The organism is Orrella dioscoreae (assembly GCF_900089455.2).
GTDB lineage: Bacteria > Pseudomonadota > Gammaproteobacteria > Burkholderiales > Burkholderiaceae_B > Orrella > Orrella dioscoreae.
Window position 1 is genome coordinate 4,403,649 of the sequence record NZ_LT907988.1, and the last position, 14,748, is coordinate 4,418,396.

17 protein-coding genes are annotated in these 14,748 nt (G+C 68.6%); 8 read left to right on the forward strand and 9 right to left on the reverse strand.

The window, feature by feature from the left end:
* Positions 1 to 30 precede the first annotated feature (30 nt).
* Together coaE and ODI_RS20205 are read right to left on the reverse strand one after the other, a co-directional pair.
* A complete protein-coding gene (coaE, locus tag ODI_RS20200) occupies positions 31 to 687 on the reverse strand; it encodes a dephospho-CoA kinase (protein ID WP_067750641.1) in 657 nt (218 codons plus the stop codon).
* A 4-nt stretch (positions 688 to 691) separates the two neighbouring features.
* Positions 692 to 1,507, reverse strand: a complete 816-nt coding sequence (locus tag ODI_RS20205; protein WP_067750644.1) for a prepilin peptidase — start codon at positions 1,505 to 1,507, stop codon at positions 692 to 694.
* 113 nt (positions 1,508 to 1,620) lie between these two features.
* Here ODI_RS20205 and ODI_RS20210 point away from each other — a divergent pair, with 113 nt between their 5' ends.
* Complete coding sequence (locus ODI_RS20210; protein ID WP_067750647.1) at positions 1,621 to 2,373, forward strand: copper resistance protein NlpE N-terminal domain-containing protein; 753 nt, start codon at positions 1,621 to 1,623, stop codon at positions 2,371 to 2,373.
* A gap of 57 nt (positions 2,374 to 2,430) precedes the next feature.
* Here ODI_RS20210 and ODI_RS20215 read toward each other — a convergent pair whose 3' ends face one another.
* The 3 genes from ODI_RS20215 to ODI_RS20225 form a co-directional block, all read right to left on the reverse strand.
* Positions 2,431 to 2,778 carry a response regulator transcription factor gene (locus ODI_RS20215; protein ID WP_082985192.1) on the reverse strand — a complete coding sequence of 116 codons (348 nt, stop codon included), beginning with the start codon at positions 2,776 to 2,778 and terminating at the stop codon, positions 2,431 to 2,433.
* A 132-nt stretch (positions 2,779 to 2,910) separates the two neighbouring features.
* Entirely contained in the window at positions 2,911 to 3,786 is an 876-nt protein-coding gene (locus tag ODI_RS20220) for an N-formylglutamate amidohydrolase (protein WP_067750650.1), read from the reverse strand.
* Between the two features lie 2 nt (positions 3,787 to 3,788).
* On the reverse strand, positions 3,789 to 4,751 hold the full coding sequence (locus ODI_RS20225) for a tripartite tricarboxylate transporter substrate binding protein BugE (RefSeq protein WP_067750800.1): 963 nt from the start codon (positions 4,749 to 4,751) through the stop codon (positions 3,789 to 3,791).
* Between the two features lie 164 nt (positions 4,752 to 4,915).
* Here ODI_RS20225 and ODI_RS20230 point away from each other — a divergent pair, with 164 nt between their 5' ends.
* Positions 4,916 to 5,824, forward strand: a complete 909-nt coding sequence (locus tag ODI_RS20230; RefSeq protein WP_067750652.1) for a LysR substrate-binding domain-containing protein — start codon at positions 4,916 to 4,918, stop codon at positions 5,822 to 5,824.
* 3 nt (positions 5,825 to 5,827) lie between these two features.
* Here ODI_RS20230 and ODI_RS20235 read toward each other — a convergent pair whose 3' ends face one another.
* The 4 genes from ODI_RS20235 to ODI_RS20250 are packed head-to-tail and all read right to left on the reverse strand — an operon-like array spanning position 5,828 to position 9,223.
* On the reverse strand, positions 5,828 to 6,583 hold the full coding sequence (locus ODI_RS20235) for a LamB/YcsF family protein (RefSeq protein ID WP_067750655.1): 756 nt from the start codon (positions 6,581 to 6,583) through the stop codon (positions 5,828 to 5,830).
* Positions 6,580 to 7,572 (reverse strand): 5-oxoprolinase subunit C family protein, encoded by a 993-nt coding sequence (locus ODI_RS20240; RefSeq protein ID WP_067750659.1) that lies wholly within the window; start codon positions 7,570 to 7,572, stop codon positions 6,580 to 6,582. Before ODI_RS20240 ends, ODI_RS20235 begins: the two co-directional genes overlap by 4 nt.
* Positions 7,569 to 8,264 (reverse strand): 5-oxoprolinase subunit PxpB, encoded by a 696-nt coding sequence (gene pxpB, locus ODI_RS20245; RefSeq protein ID WP_074046769.1) that lies wholly within the window; start codon positions 8,262 to 8,264, stop codon positions 7,569 to 7,571. The genes ODI_RS20240 and pxpB overlap by 4 nt, the downstream gene beginning before the upstream one ends.
* 59 nt (positions 8,265 to 8,323) lie before the next feature.
* The gene (locus ODI_RS20250) at positions 8,324 to 9,223 is read right to left on the reverse strand and encodes a LysR family transcriptional regulator (protein ID WP_067750661.1); all 900 of its coding nucleotides are present in this window, start codon (positions 9,221 to 9,223) and stop codon (positions 8,324 to 8,326) included.
* A gap of 137 nt (positions 9,224 to 9,360) precedes the next feature.
* Between ODI_RS20250 and ODI_RS20255 the strand changes: the two genes are divergently transcribed.
* From ODI_RS20255 to ODI_RS20280, 6 genes are all read left to right on the forward strand, one after another.
* Entirely contained in the window at positions 9,361 to 10,566 is a 1,206-nt protein-coding gene (locus ODI_RS20255) for a pyridoxal phosphate-dependent aminotransferase (RefSeq protein WP_067750664.1), read from the forward strand.
* Positions 10,567 to 10,602: 36 nt separating this feature from the next.
* A complete protein-coding gene (locus ODI_RS20260; RefSeq protein WP_067750667.1) occupies positions 10,603 to 11,232 on the forward strand; it encodes an RraA family protein in 630 nt (209 codons plus the stop codon).
* Positions 11,233 to 11,366: 134 nt separating this feature from the next.
* Entirely contained in the window at positions 11,367 to 12,347 is a 981-nt protein-coding gene (locus ODI_RS20265) for a TRAP transporter substrate-binding protein (RefSeq protein ID WP_067750671.1), read from the forward strand.
* Positions 12,348 to 12,422: 75 nt separating this feature from the next.
* Positions 12,423 to 12,938 carry a TRAP transporter small permease subunit gene (locus ODI_RS20270; RefSeq protein WP_067750674.1) on the forward strand — a complete coding sequence of 172 codons (516 nt, stop codon included), beginning with the start codon at positions 12,423 to 12,425 and terminating at the stop codon, positions 12,936 to 12,938.
* 18 nt (positions 12,939 to 12,956) lie between these two features.
* Positions 12,957 to 14,252, forward strand: a complete 1,296-nt coding sequence (locus tag ODI_RS20275) for a TRAP transporter large permease (protein ID WP_067750676.1) — start codon at positions 12,957 to 12,959, stop codon at positions 14,250 to 14,252.
* Between the two features lie 16 nt (positions 14,253 to 14,268).
* A complete protein-coding gene (locus tag ODI_RS20280) occupies positions 14,269 to 14,742 on the forward strand; it encodes an acetyl-CoA carboxylase biotin carboxyl carrier protein (protein WP_067750679.1) in 474 nt (157 codons plus the stop codon).
* Positions 14,743 to 14,748: the final 6 nt, after the last annotated feature.

Consider the following 14,748-nt stretch of genomic DNA (forward strand, 5'->3'; position numbering starts at 1 on the left):
CCGGAGGGGGGTTCGCAAGGTTGCCGCGCGCTAGGAGGCGCTGCGGCGCGTAGATCTTGCCAGCTCGCGCCAGCACTCGTGCAGTTCGAAAGTCCGCGACGCCAGTTCCTGGGGCGTGGTGGCCGCAACGTTGACGATGACATCATCGGCGGCCGCCAGCCGCGCCTCACGCGTCGCTTGCGCTGCCATGATACGCCGGATGGTGTCGATCGTCAGCCCGCTGCGCGTCCGCACGCGGGCCACCTGCGTCTCGGGTTCGCAGTCCACGACGCAGATGCGCGCCACGCGCTCGCGCCAACGGCCAGACTCGACCAGCAGGGGCACCACGTAGACCACGTAGTCGCCTTGGGCCTGGGCGCCTTCGGCGGCCGCGCGCGCGCCGATGAGCGGGTGCAGCACGGCCTCCAGGCGTTGGCGTGCGCCCGGGTCGGCGAAGACCCGTTCACGCATCGCCGCACGATCCATTGCGCCGTCGGCAGCGACGATGTCCGGACCGAAAGCGTCGCGCAGCGCCGGCATGGCCTCGCCGCCGGGACCGGTCAATGCATGCGCGATCAGGTCGGTATCGATGACCGAGGCGCCCCATTGCGCCAGCAGGTCGGCCACCCGCGTCTTGCCCGAGCCGATGCCGCCAGTCAGGCCGATGGCCAGCTTGCCCTGTGCGCTTGCGGGGTCGTTGGCATCCATGGCGTCAGCCCAAGCCGAACAGGGGAGCGCCCGCGTAGCCACCACCCAGCAGGGTGATCGCGCCCGCCACGGCCAGGTACGGACCGAAAGGCAGCGCCTGGCCACGCGCCGCCCGGCCCAGGCGCACCAAGGTCAGCCCGATGATGACGCCGGAGATCGACGACACCAGCAGCAGCATGGGCAGCGCCGACAGCCCCAGCCAGGCGCCCAGCGCCGCCAGCAACTTGAAGTCGCCATGACCCATGCCTTCGCGGCCGGTGCAGAACTTGAACGCATGGAACAGCAGCCACAGGCACAGATACCCCACCACCGCCCCCAGGACCGCCTGCGGCAGCGACGTCAAGCCGCCCTGCAGGTTGACGAGCAAGCCCGCCCACAGCAACGGCAGCGTGATGGAATCGGGCAGCAGCGAGGTCCCGAGATCGATCAGGCCCAGCAGCAGCAAGGCGCCCAGCAGCACCATGCCTGCCAAGGCCAATGGCGTGCCGCCGAAGCGCCAGGCACACAAGACGAAGAGCAGCGCGCAGACCAGCGCGGTGGCCAGCATGGCCGGCCATGAGGGAGGCACCGAAAGTTCGGGGGACGGCGCCAGGGCGGCATGCGCCGTGGGAATGTCATCGGCGGTGTCGGGCGACGGCGCCTCGCCCGGGAGGGTCGCTTCGCGCGACGCCAGGTACTCGCGGCATTGCTCGGCCCAACGGGCTTCCATGCTGCGCGGCAGGTAATGCGCAAGCGCGCAGAGGCCGCCGCCGGCGATGGCCCCCAGGAAGGCCGCCAGCGACACGGCGAACGCCGGGGAGAGGTACACCGTCTGCCACATGGCTTGCGATGATACCAGTGCGATACCCCGGCCATATGCGTAAAATCTGGCACATTCCACCCTCCCATACCTCTATCGCGTCGGCCCAGCGCCGACGGAACCGGACGCTTTCCATGCCCAGCCAGCAAGCCTCCCACCCTGTCCTGTCGCGCCGCCCGCTCGGGCGCGTCTTCGTCCGTTGCGCCGGCGCCGCTGCCGTGACCCTGCTGGCCGGCGCCTGCGCGCAGCAGGCGCAGCCGGGCTACTACAACCCGCCCGCCGAAAGCACGATCACCGACGCGCAGACCCAATACCAGGACTCGCGTGGCCGCGGCGCGGTGCGCCCGCCTTCGCAGATCCAGCTCGAACTCAAGCCTGACCAGCCCGGCCAGCCGGGCCAGCCCGCGCGCACCACGCAGATCGCCGAGGACACGCCGATCACCGGCCGCACGGGGGGCGCCACCTCGCTGCCCAACGAAACGCCGAGCCCGGTGAATCCCATGGCCGCACGCGTCATTCCCGAGCCGCTGACCTTCCTCGGCACCGTGCCGTGTTTCACGCCCGCCCTGAACTGTACGGCCCAGCGCGTGAGCCTGACGCTCTCGCCCAACGGCCGCTGGCGCGCGCGCAGCACGAGCCTGGGCGCCCAGGCCAAGCCGGCGGTCGAGCAAGGTTGCTGGCGCGGCATTCCCGAGCGTCCCGCGCGCGTGATCGTGCAGGAAGCCAACGGCAACACCCGCGCCGAACTGCTCATGGTGGCGAACAACGTCCTGCAGGTGCGTTCGGTGGGTGGCCAGTCGCCCAACCTGGAGTACCGCCTGACGCGCCAGCCCGACCTGGACGCCATCGACGAACTGGCCAAGGCCGCCCCGCCCGCCTGCGACTGAGCGAAGCCCGGCGGCAGCGCAAGGCGGGACCTTCCCGCCCGCGCCTGCCCCGCTTCCTTACGGCTCGCGGCGCGGCCAGGGACACCACGGTCCCTCGCAGAAGCCATAGGCCTCCCGGCCATAGGGCAAGGCCGCCTCGTTCAAGAGCCACGCCGGGCCGCTGGCCCCGCCGTACAGCCGGCGCGCCAGCTCGGCCGCGTTGCGCACGCAGAATTTCCGGAAGATGCGCGCACGATGGATTTCCACCGTGCGCATCGAAATGCCCAGCTCGATCGCAATGACCTTGTTGGCCCTGCCAGCCGCCACGTACGCGAAGACCTCCCGTTCGCGTGGCGTCAATGCGGGCTCGGCGACCGGCCCCGGGACCGGACCCGAGACCGGACCCGGCCTGTGCGGAATCCCCATGCTTGCCCTCCCTCGCGGAAAAGGCGCCAGTCTGGCACTGGCCGGGGGTGTCACCAACTGTCACACCTCGCATTGCGCAAGGCGAGCGCAGGGGCAATATCAGCCCTGCGTCAGCCAGGAATCGTCTTTACATCAGGCTTTGGACGCAGGCACGGGCGCCTGTTCACGCAGATAGGCCGCGATCTTGCCCAGCAAACCCGAGAGATCACGCTGCACCGTCGCGAAATCGGCGCTGCGCTCGCGGCTGGCTTCATCCATGTACACGGGACGGCGGATCTCGATCTGCAGGCTGTTGCGCTTGCGCGCGGGCTGGCCGATCTTGGCGATCAGCTGCACGCCCTTGTAGGGATCATTGCGCGCCACCGAATAGCCGCAAGCCTTGAGTTCACGCTCGATCAGGTCGACGAAGGCCGGCTCGCAGGTCGTGCCGTCACGGTCGCCCAGCACGAAATCGGCCAGCGGATGCGCGCTCTGGATCTGCAGGCGTTCATAGGCATTGTTCGGCATGGAGTGCAGGTTCAAATGCCACACGCCGCCGAAGCGCGCCGCCGTGTCCTCGATGGCGTTCGCCAGCGCCGCGTGGTAGGGCCGATAGCAGCGTGCGATGCGGCCTTGCACCTCGTCCAGCGACAGCAGGCGGTCATAGATCGGCGTGGCGGCATTGACCCGCCGCCAGATCAGGCCATAGCCCAGGCGCGTCTTCTCGCTGGGCGACAAGGGCTGGGGCCAGGGTTCGGCCAGCAGCGCCGCGTCGATATCGTCCTCGCTGCGGTTCGCATCGACATAGCTGCGCGGGAAATGCGCGGCCAGCAGGGTGCCGCCTACCGCGGGCACGTCCTGCCACAGGGCCTCGACGTGGGTATCCTCGGCCGCGCGCAGCACCTGGCGGTCCACCGCATGGCCGAAATCAGCCGGATAGTCCACGCCACTGTGCGGCGAGTCGCAGACCAGCGCGATGGGCGCGGCCTCGGGACCACGCAAGGTATAGGCCGGATTGCGTTCGGTCATGCTCACTCCACCTGGAACTTGGCGATCTTGGCGGCGCGCTGGTAGCGCTGGATGGCCTCGCCGATCTGCTCGCCAAAACGCTCGGGCGTGCCGGGAATCAGCGTGGCGCCGGCCTCTTCCATCTTGGTGATGAACTCGGGCTGCTTCATGGCGGCGTGGATGGCGCTGTTGAGCCTGGCCACGACGTCCTTGGGCGTGCCGGCGGGCGCGACGATGCCGAACCAGCCGCCACCGCCCATCTGCGGGTAGCCCAGTTCCACATAGGTGGGCACGTCGGGCAGCATGGGCGAACGCTGCTCGCCCAGCACGGCGAGCGCGCGCAGGCGGCCGGCGCGGATATGGGCCAGCGCCGACGGCAGGTTGTCGGTGATGGCGTTGACCTGCCCGGCGATGGCATCGTTCATGGCGGGGCCACCGCCCTTGTACGGGATGTGCAACAGCTGGATGCCGGCCAGCGCGGCGAAGTGCTCGACGTTGGCATTGCCCAGCGACCCCGTGCCCGGGCTCGCATAGGTGTATTTCCCCGGCTCGGCCTTGGCCAACGCGATGAATTCCTGCATGGTCTTGGCGGGCACGCTGGGGTGCACGGCGAAGACGCTGGGCACCGTCGCCACGTTGCTGACGGGCGCGAAGTCCTTGATGGGGTCGTAGCGCAGGCGGCCCGCGTACACCACGGGGTTGGTGCCGTGCGTGCTCATGGTCGCCATGCCCAGGGTATAGCCGTCAGCCGCGGCGCGCGCCACCTGCTCCATGCCCAGCGAGCCGCCGGCGCCGGCGCGGTTCTCCACCACGATGGTCTGGCCCAGTTCGCGGCCGGCGAACTCGGCCACCAGGCGCGCGGCCAGGTCGGTCGTGCCGCTGGCGGCGAAGGGAACGATCAGGCGGATGGAATGATCGGGGAATTCGGCTTGCGCCGCCCCGGCAAGGGCCAGCACGCCGGCGGCCAGGGTGGCGCGGGCGAACATCGACAGGCGCTGGGAAGTCTTCATGAGGGCATCCTTGGGGACGGATCGGCAGTCGAAATGACGGGAAGCGGCGTAGTCTGCGCCCGTCGCGCCCCCCCGGACAAACGACATTCCGGCACAGTATCATTACCAAAGATCATTCTTAGAAGAACGGGAAAACCGCCATGCGCATCGCCTCGCCATCCATGTCGGAACTGCACGCCTTCGTGGCCGCCGCGCGCACGGGCAGCTTCACGCGCGCCGCGGAGGAACTGTGCGTGACCCAGGGCGCGATCAGCCGGGCCGTGGCGCGGCTGGAAGCGCACTTCGGCAAGCCGCTGATGAAGCGCGACGCGCATCGCCTGGAATTGACCGAGACCGGCCGCGACCTGCTGGCGGCGGTGGGCGAACCGCTGTCCGCCATCGAACTTGCCAGCGCGGGGCTCCTGCGTGGCCGCGGCCACAACGAACTGGTGCTCTCCAGCGTGCCCACGCTGGCCAGTGTCTGGCTGGTGCCGCGCATGCGCGACTTCGCCGCGCGCCATCCCGAGGTGCAGGTGCGCTTCGTGCCCTACCGCAAGGACGAGGATTTCTCGGGCGCCACCCCCGACGCCGCCATCCTGACCGGCATCGGCCAACGGCAATGGCCAGGACTGGATTGCACGTATCTCATCGGCCGCGAAGTCGTGCCTGTCTGCCATCCCGACCGCGCCGCCCGCGCCCAGTGGCAAGCGCCTGGCGACCTGGGGCGCGAGCCCCTGCTGTATCACACCACCGCGCCGGGCAACTGGACGCAGTGGTTGCGCGCCGCGGGCGCACAGCCGCCTGCGCTCAACCTGGTCAGCGGCTTCGACCAGGTCTCCATCCTCATCCAGGCCGCCATCGCCGACATGGGCGTGGCGCTGGTGCAGCGCTGCCTGGTTCGGGAAGTCGTCGAGCAGGGCCGCCTGGTCGTGCCCTTCGACCTTCCCATCGAACTCGAGCGCGGCTATTTCCTGTGCTGCCCGCCGGGCCGCAGCCGCCAGCCCGCGCTGGAGAAATTCCGGCAATGGCTGCTGGAGATGGCTGAGACGGAGCGTGCGTCAGGTCGCTGAGGCCTAGAACGCCCGCACCGCATATCCCGCCGCGTCGATGGCCTCGCGCACGGCGGTGGCGATGTCCAGCGCGCCCGCGGTATCGCTGTGCACCAGGATGGAATCCACCGGCATCTTGCGCACCGACCCATCCACGGTCTCGATCTCGCCATCGCTCAGCAGCCGCGCCACGCGCGCGCGGATCCGCGCCGTGTCGGTCACCATCGCGCCGGGCTGCTTGCGGCTCGCCAGCAGGCCCTCGGGGGTATAGGCCCGGTCGGCCAGGAAGGAGTTCACCGTCTGCAGGCCCAGCGATTCCGCGACGCGCGCCGCGGCCGTGAACGGCAGCGTCACGTACTTCAGCGTCGGGTCGTAGTCCTTCACCGCCTGCAGCACCGCGCGCGCCACGTCCTCGTCGGCGAAACTCAGGTTGCCCAGCGCGCCGTGGAAGTTCACGTGGCCCAGCGTCCCGCCCGCGGCGTCGGCCATGGCCCGCATCGCGCCCAGTTGATAGAGCGTCAACGCCGACAGTTCCTTGGCATCGAAGCTCACCGCGCGCCGGCCGAAGCCCTGCACGTCGGGATAGCCGATGTGCGCGCCGATGCGCACGCCGTTGGCCACGGCCAGTTCGGCCGTGCGGCGCATGATGACCGGATCACCCGCATGGAAGCCGCAGGCGATGTTGGCGGACGTGATGCGCGGCATCAGCGCTTCGTCGTCGGCAACCCGGTAGCGGCCATAGCCTTCGCCCAGGTCCGAATTGATGTCGATGGTCTTCATGCGGCTGCTCCAGGCAGGCCGGCGCGCGCCCGTGCGGCGCCGGCAATGGATTCGATTTCCGCCAGGCGCGCCTGCTGCGACGCCTGCGCGGCCAGCGCGCCCGCCATGTCGGTCTGGCGCAGGCGCAGGCGCGCACCGGGCGCGAGCTGCGCGAACAGGTGCAGTTGCGGCTGGATGATGGTGGCGATGACGGGATAACCGCCGCAGGTGTTGCCATCGCACAGCTGCACGATGGGCTGGCCGGACGGCGGCACCTGGACGACGCCGGGCAGGATGCCATGCGAGTGCAGCTCACGCACGCGCCGCGGCACGAGTTCGGGCCCTTCCAGGCGGCTGCCGATGCGGTTGCTCTGCGGCGACACCTGCCAGGTTTCTCCCGTCAGGCGCCCATGCGCCTCATCCGTGAAGTCGGCCCAGGCCGTGGCCGGCAGGATGTCGATGACCGGCACGCCATCGGCCAATTCGGGATAGGGATCGAGCCTGCGCACCGACAGTCCGAAGCCGGGCGACTGGCTGGCCGGCGCCGCGCCGCGTGCGGACAACACATCGCCCTTGGCCAGCAGGCGCCCCTCGAAGCCGCCGAAAGCGCCCTTGGTATCGGTGGCGCGCGACCCCATCACCGCCGGCACGTCGATGCCGCCCTGCACCGTCAGGTAAGTGCGCACGCCGCTGCGCGGCGCGCCGAAGCGCAGCACCTGGCCCGCCCGCGCGGTGCGCACCCACCAGTTCGGCAAGGCGGTGCCGTCCAGCATGGCCGCGCCGTCGGCGCCGCCTATCGCGAAGACCGTATCGGCCTGGAAGCGAAAGGCGCTGCGGCCCAGCGTGATCTCGATGGCCGCGGCATCGGCCGCGTTGCCGATGAGCGCATTGACCAGGCGCAGCGCCCAGCCGTCCATCGCGCCGCTCTGGCCGATGCCGCTGCTGCGCAGGCCATGGCGGCCCGGGTCCTGCACCGACGTATGAAAGCCGGCCTGCACGATCTCGATCATGCCCGGATCTCCTTGATCTGGAAGCGGACGCGGTCCCCCGGCGCCAGCAGCACGGGCGGCTCGGCGCGCGCGTCGAAGCACTGCAGCGTGCTCATGCCGATGACGTGCCAACCCGACGGCGTGGTGCGCGACTGGATGCCCGCCTGCCCGCCGCCGATCATGATGGCGCCCGACGGCACGCTGGGCCGCGGCACGCGCCGGCGTGGCACGGCCAGCTCGGGCGGCAGGCCGCCCAGGTAGCCGAAACCGGGCTGGCTGCCCAGGGCATAGACCACGTAGTCGCCCGCCGCATGCCGCTCGGCATAGTCACGCGGCGACAGGCCCGCGTGTTCGGCGGCATGCGCCAGGTCCTCGGCCTCCGGGCCACCATAGGACACCGGCACCTCCACGACCCGCCCCGCGCCCTCGCGCGGCGTGCTGTCGCGCCACAGCGCATCCAGCCTTTCGGCTTCAGGCCCCAATGCCGCCACGGGCTCGCGCCACACGACCAGCACGTTGTTCATGCCCAGCACCACTTCGCGCACGGCCGCATCGGCCTTCAGCGTGTCGGCCAGGGACCACAGGCGCTGCTGCAGGACCAGGTCCAGCGCGCCGTCGGGGTTGGGGTCGAACAGCAGCGCGCACTCTCCCTGCCGGGTGTAGCCCGGCGGCGCGGTGTCCGAATCAGTTTCGCTTGCGTGAGCGGCAGCCACAGATCATCCTCTTTCACCACGGCGGCGCGGCCTGCGCCCCATGGACGGGTTCACCAGCATCAGGCCTGGAAAGGCCTCGAAAAGTCACACACACTCTTGGCCAGGTCCGCCACTTCCTCGATGAAGGACGTCGGCCGGTCCAGCATGTACATCGCCGTGTAGGGCACCGGCGGCAACGACGGCGACACACGCAGCTCTTCCAGCTTGCCGCTGTCCACCAGCGACCGGAAGCACGCCGCGGGCACGTAGCTCACGCCCAGGCCCGCCACGGTCATCCCCAGCATGGCGTTCAGGCTGTCGCTGGCGATCATGCGGGGGATCTCCACCCCCTGCGACTTCAGCCAGCGGCTGAAATGCATGCCCGACCCCGAGCGCTTGCCCTGCGTCAGCACCGGATAGCCTGCCAGCTGCTGCAGGGTCAGCGGCCGGGAAGGCCGCACGACGCCGGGCTTGGCCATCCACGCGTTCTCGACCTCGGCCAGCATCACCGCCATCACGTCCGGATTCCGGAAGGTGTCGGGGATGATGATCATGTCGACCTGCCCGTCCCGCAGTCGTTCATACAGCACCCGCGCCAGCTCCACCTCCGGCTCCAGCACCAGCGCCGGATAGCGGGCCTGCAGGGCGCTGACCAGCTTGGGCAGCCACGTCCAGGCCGTCAGTTCGGTCACGCCCAGGCGCAAGGTCCGCAAGGGCATCGAGCCGCCGGCCTGCAGGTCCAGGATCTGCTCCGACAGGGCGAGGATCTGGCGCCCCATCAGCAGCAGCGCCTCGCCTTTGGGCGTGAGCCGCGCGCCGCGTTGGGAACGGTCGAACACTTCCAGGCCCGTGGCCTGCTCCAGGTCCTGTATCCGTTTCGAGACCGTGGACTGCGTCGTGCTGAGCCGCTGCGCGGCACGCTCGAAGGTCCCCAGCTCGACGATCCAGTGCAAGGCTTCCAGCTGTTTGAGCGAGAGCATTCTATGGCCTATTTTTTCAAGACATTCTTTTTCACGATCAAATCGGATCGAAATTTATCGCTTTTTAGAATTTTTCATCATACCTAGAATTCCTTGGTACTTGAACCAATCTCGTCGACCCACAGAGAGCCAAAAGAATGACGGTCAGACTGTCCCGCCGCGTCACCCGCATGCAACCATCGGCCAGCATCGCGGCCAAGCAACGCGTCACCGAGCTGCAGGCGCAGGGAAAGGAAATCATCGACTTCACCATCGGTGAACCCGATATGGACACCCCCGCGCACATCGTGCAGGGCGCCATCGACGCCATGCGTGGCGGCGACACCCACTACACCCCCACCGCGGGCGTCGCGCCGCTGCGCCAGGCCATCGCCGACAAGCTGCGCCGCGACGCCGGCCACGACTACACGGCCGCGCAGGTCATCGTCGGCTCGGGCGCCAAGCAACTCATCAACGAATCCTTCGCCGCCACGCTGGACGACGGCGACGAGGTGATCGTCCCGGCGCCCTACTGGGTCTCTTACCCGGACATCGTCACGCTCTATGACGGCGTGCCCGTCGTCGTGCCCACCACTGCTGCCAATGACTTCAAGCTCACGCCGCAGGCGCTGGCCGCGGCCCTGACGCCGCGCACCCGCTGGGTCGTGCTGAACGCGCCCGGCAATCCGGGCGGCGCCATCTATACCCGCGACGAACTGCGCGCGCTGGCCGACGTGCTGGCCGGGCACCCCGAGGTCATGGTCATGACCGACGACATCTATGAATACCTGGCCTACGACCAGCACCGGCATGTGAACCTGGTCGCGGCCGCGCCCGAACTGGCCGCACGCACGCTGCTCATCAATGGCTTCTCCAAGAGCTATGCCATGACCGGCTGGCGCATCGGCTACGCGGCCGGTCCGCAAGCGCTCATCAACGCCATGGGCAAGCTGATCGGCCAGAGCACCACTTGCGTAAGCTCGATCGCCCAGGCCGGCGCGCTGACGGCGCTCAAGGGCGACCAGGAATTCATCGAGGAAACCCGGCAGGTCTACGAGCACCGCCGCGACGTCATGCACAAGGCCGTCAGCGCCATTCCCGGCGTGGACTGCCGCCTGCCGCAAGGCGCGTTCTATCTCTTCCCCTCGGTGCAGGCGCTGCTGGGCAAGCGCACGCCCGGCGGGCAGGTCGTGGCCGATGACCGCGACCTGGTCATGTACCTGCTGGACGAAGCCGGCGTCGCGGTGATGGATGGCAGCGCCTATGGCATGCCGGGCCACCTGCGGCTGTCCTTCGCCACCTCGCTGCAGACCATCGAGCGCGGCTGCGCGCGCATGGCGCAGGCCTGCGCCCGTCTCGCCTGAACGCCTCTTTCAACCAGACCCACCAGGAACGCCACCATGTCCGATACCCGTCCTGCCGTCTCCGGCGCCCTGCTCGACCGCTACCGCAAGGTGGCCACTTCGCTCATCAGCGACAACCTGCAGCGCCTGCCAGGCGGCGTGGGCATCCGCCCCTTCCACGCCGTCACCGGCATCATGGTCGGCCGCGCGCTGACCGTGAAGACCCGGCCCGGCGACAACGCCACCATCCACCAGGCGCTGGACCAGATCCAGCCTGGCGACGTGATCGTGGTCGACGGCGGCGGCGACACCAGCCGCGCGCTGATCGGCGAGATCATGAGCAGCATCGCCCAGCACCGCGGTGCCGCCGGCATGATCATCGACGGCGCGATCCGCGACAGCGGCGCCATCGCTGCGGGCAGCTTCCCTGTCTTCGCGCGCGCGGCCATCCACGTGGGGCCCTACAAGAGCGGCCCCGGCCACATCGGCGTGCCGGTCAGCATCGGCGGCATGGTCGTGCAACCCGGCGACATCATCGTCGGCGATGAAGACGGCGTGGTCGTCGTCAGCCCGGCCGAAGCCGAGACGCTGATCGAGGCCGTCGAGGCCCAGGCGCGCAAGGAAGACGAGATCCTGCTCAGCATTCGCGAAGGGCGCTATGTCAGCGCCTACAGCAAGGCGGAATAAGGGCTGGCGGGAGACAAACACCAATCAGACGGGCAGGCCGGCGCAAGCCGGCCCAGTCCGCCCCAGCCACGCGACCGCGCGCGACCAAGGCGCGATAAAAGATCCAGCGCGACACAAAACAAGGGAAGAAACACATGAACCGCATTTCCGCACTGCTTGCCTCCGCCTGCCTGGGCCTTGCCGCCCAGGGCGCCGCTCACGCCGCCACCCAGTGGGACCTGCCGCTGGCCTGGCCCGCCGACAACTACATCGTCAAGAGCGTCGAACAGTACGCGGCCCAGGTCAAGGAACAGACCCAGGGCCAGGTGGTGATCACCACCCACCCCGCGGGCGCGCTGGGCTTCAAGGGCCCCGAGATGCTGTCGGCCATCCGCGACGGCCTGGTGCCCATCGGCGACATGCTGCTCAACCAGCAGGTGGGCGAGAACCTGACGCTGGGTCTGGAATCGCAGCCCTACCTGATCAAGGACTTCGAGGGCCTGCAGGACTTCAGCAAGCGCTATCGTCCGCTGCTCGACGAGATCTTCGCGAAGAACAACCAGAAGATCCTGTTCTCCATCCCCTGGCCGCAACAGCAGATCTTCACCAAGAAACCCATCGAGACCATCGCGGACATGCGCGGCCTGCGCATCCGCTCGTCGGACAAGCAGTCCACCGAGATCTTCCACGCCGCGGGCATGGTGCCGGTGCAGCTGCCCTGGGGTGAAGTCGTGCCCTCGCTGGCGGCGGGCGCCATCGAAGCGGTGGGCACGTCCTCGCCCTCGGCGGTGGACGGCTCGTTCTGGGAACTGCTGAAGTATGCCTACCCCATCCGCCAGACCTGGAACACCAACCTGGTCAGCGTGAACCTGGACGCCTGGCGCAGCCTGAGCGCCGAGCAGCAGGCCACGCTCGAGCGCCTGGGCAGGGAAATGGAGCCCAGGTTCTGGGACACCGCCCGCCAGGTCGACGAAGCGATGATCGCCAAGCTGACCGCCAACGGCATGATCATGGGCACGGTCAGCGACGCTCTGCGCGAGGAACTGAGCACCCGCACGGTGCCCATCCGCGAAGCCGCCATCAAGCGCATGGACCCCAAGGCCCGGGCCATCGTCGACGCCTTCGAGAAGCGTTGACCCTCCTTCCGGCGCAAGCCGCCTGACGGCGGCTTTTCGCGCTGGCACGCCACCTCTTCGCAAACGGGTAGAACCATGCTGCGCAAGATCAGCCATGCCATCGACACGTTCTCGATGCTGCTGGGGTACCTGGCTGGTGCCCTGCTCTTCAGCATCGCCATCATGCAGATCGCGGAAATCATCGCGCGCAACTTCCTGGGAACCAGCCTTCCCTTCGTCTGGGAAGTCGGCGCCTATTTCCACATCTGCGCCATCTTCCTGGCGGCGTCCTTCACGCTGCGCACCGGCGGGCACATCCGCGTCACGCTGATCCAGCAACTCTCGCCGCGCGCCTTCGAGATCCTGTCGACGATCGTCGGCCTGGCGATCTCGGGCTACCTCTCGCTGGCGCTCGTGCGTTTCGCCATGAACTTCGCCGCCACCGGCCGCACCAGCGGCACGGTCAACGACATTCCGCTGGTCTATCCCGCCAGCGCCGTGGCCTTCGGTGCCTGCCTGCTGACGCTGCAGCTCGTGCTGCGCCTCGTGCAGACGCTGTGCAGGCAGCCAGAGGAAATCGACTGGTCGCACCAGTCGGTCTCCGCCGAATAAGCTGAAAGGGATTCCATCATGCCTATCGCCATCATCACCACCATCGGCCTGCTGTTCGTCCTGCTGGGCACGGGCGCCTGGGTCAGCCTGAGCCTCATGGGCGTGGGCATCGGCAGCCTGACGTTGTTCCGCAGCATCCCCGTCGACAAGCTGCTGGCGCAGTCCATCTGGAACGGCCTGTCCTCGCCCGAGCTGGTGGCCCTGCCGCTCTTCATCCTGATGGCGGAGTTGCTGTACCGCTCACGCTTCACCAACAACCTGTTCGCCTCGCTGGAGCCGTGGGTGCGCAACCTGCCCGGCGGCCTGCTGCACACCAACGTGCTGGGCTGCACCTTCTTCGCGCTGATCTCGGGCTCCTCCGCCGCCACCACCTCGGCCATCGGACGCCTGACGCTGCCCGAGCTGGAGAAGCGTGGCTACAACCGCGCGATGTCCATGGGCTCGCTGGCCGGCGCCGGCACGCTGGGTTTCCTGATCCCGCCCAGCATCATCATGATCATCTACGGCGTGCTGTCGCAGACCTCCGTGATCAAGCTCTTCGCCGCCGGCATCATCCCCGGCCTCGTGCTGGCGCTGATGTTCATGGGCTACCTGGCCATCGCCTCCTTCTTCGTGCCGCGCACGCAGCCGCAGGCAGAGAAACGCAGCCAGGGCATCTGGGGCGAGCGCCTGCGCGGCATTCCCTCGCTGCTGCCTTTCGTGGGCCTCATGGCCGCCGTGCTGGGCTCGATGTATGCCGGCCTGGCCAGCCCGTCCGAGGCGGCCGCGCTGGCCGTCGGCCTCACCTGCCTGGTGATGCTGATCGAGCGCTCCCTGAGCTGGAAGGTCATCAAGGAATCGTGCATCGGCGCCGCGCGCACCGCCAGCATGCTGGGCCTGATCATCGCGGCGGCCAGCTTCCTGTCCGTGGCAATGGGCTTCCTGGGCCTGCCGCAGGCCGTCTCGGCCTACATCAGGAGCATGGAGCTGGGCCCGATCGCGCTCATCACCCTGCTGCTGCTCATCTACGTCCTGCTGGGCTGCTTCCTGGAGGGCATGTCGCTGATGGTCATGACGCTGCCCATCGTGATCCCGCTCATCACCGGCGCGGGCTACGACAAGATCTGGTTCGGCGTCTTTCTCATCATCGTGATCGAGATGGCGCAGATCACGCCACCCGTGGGCATCAACCTGTTCGTGATACAGGGGCTGACGAAGGAAAAGATGGTCCGCATCGCGCTCGCGGCCCTGCCCTTCTTCCTGATCATGGTGTGCTTCGTCTACCTGATCACCTTCTTCCCGCAGATCGTCACGTATCTGCCGGGCCTCGTCTGAACGTGAGTGCCGAGCCATGACCATTGCTGCTTCCGACGTCGACCTGCCGCTGCTGCGCGAACTCGCCCTGCTGCTGCGCGACACCCAGCTGGGTGAGCTGGAGATTGCCCGCGCGGATTGCCGGCTGCGGCTGGCCCGCCAGCCTGCCTCCAGTGCGCCGAGCTCGTCCTCCCTGCCCGCCGCGATTGCCACGCCCGCCGGGCCTGTCGCAGACACGCCGCCAGCGGCCAGCCCCTCCCTCCCTGCCCCGGCGAAGACCTGCCAGGTCACCGCTCCCCTCGTCGGCGTCGCCTATCTGGCCCCCGCCCCCGGCGAAGGCCCTTTCGTAAAGGTGGGCGACACGGTCAAGGAAGGCCAGACGCTGCTGGTGGTGGAGGCCATGAAGACGCTGAACCACATCACCGCGCCGCAGGACGGCCGCGTGGCCGAGGTGCTGGTGGCCGATGGCCAGGGTGTCGAGTTCGACCAGCCGCTGGTCGTCCTGGACTGAGGCCGC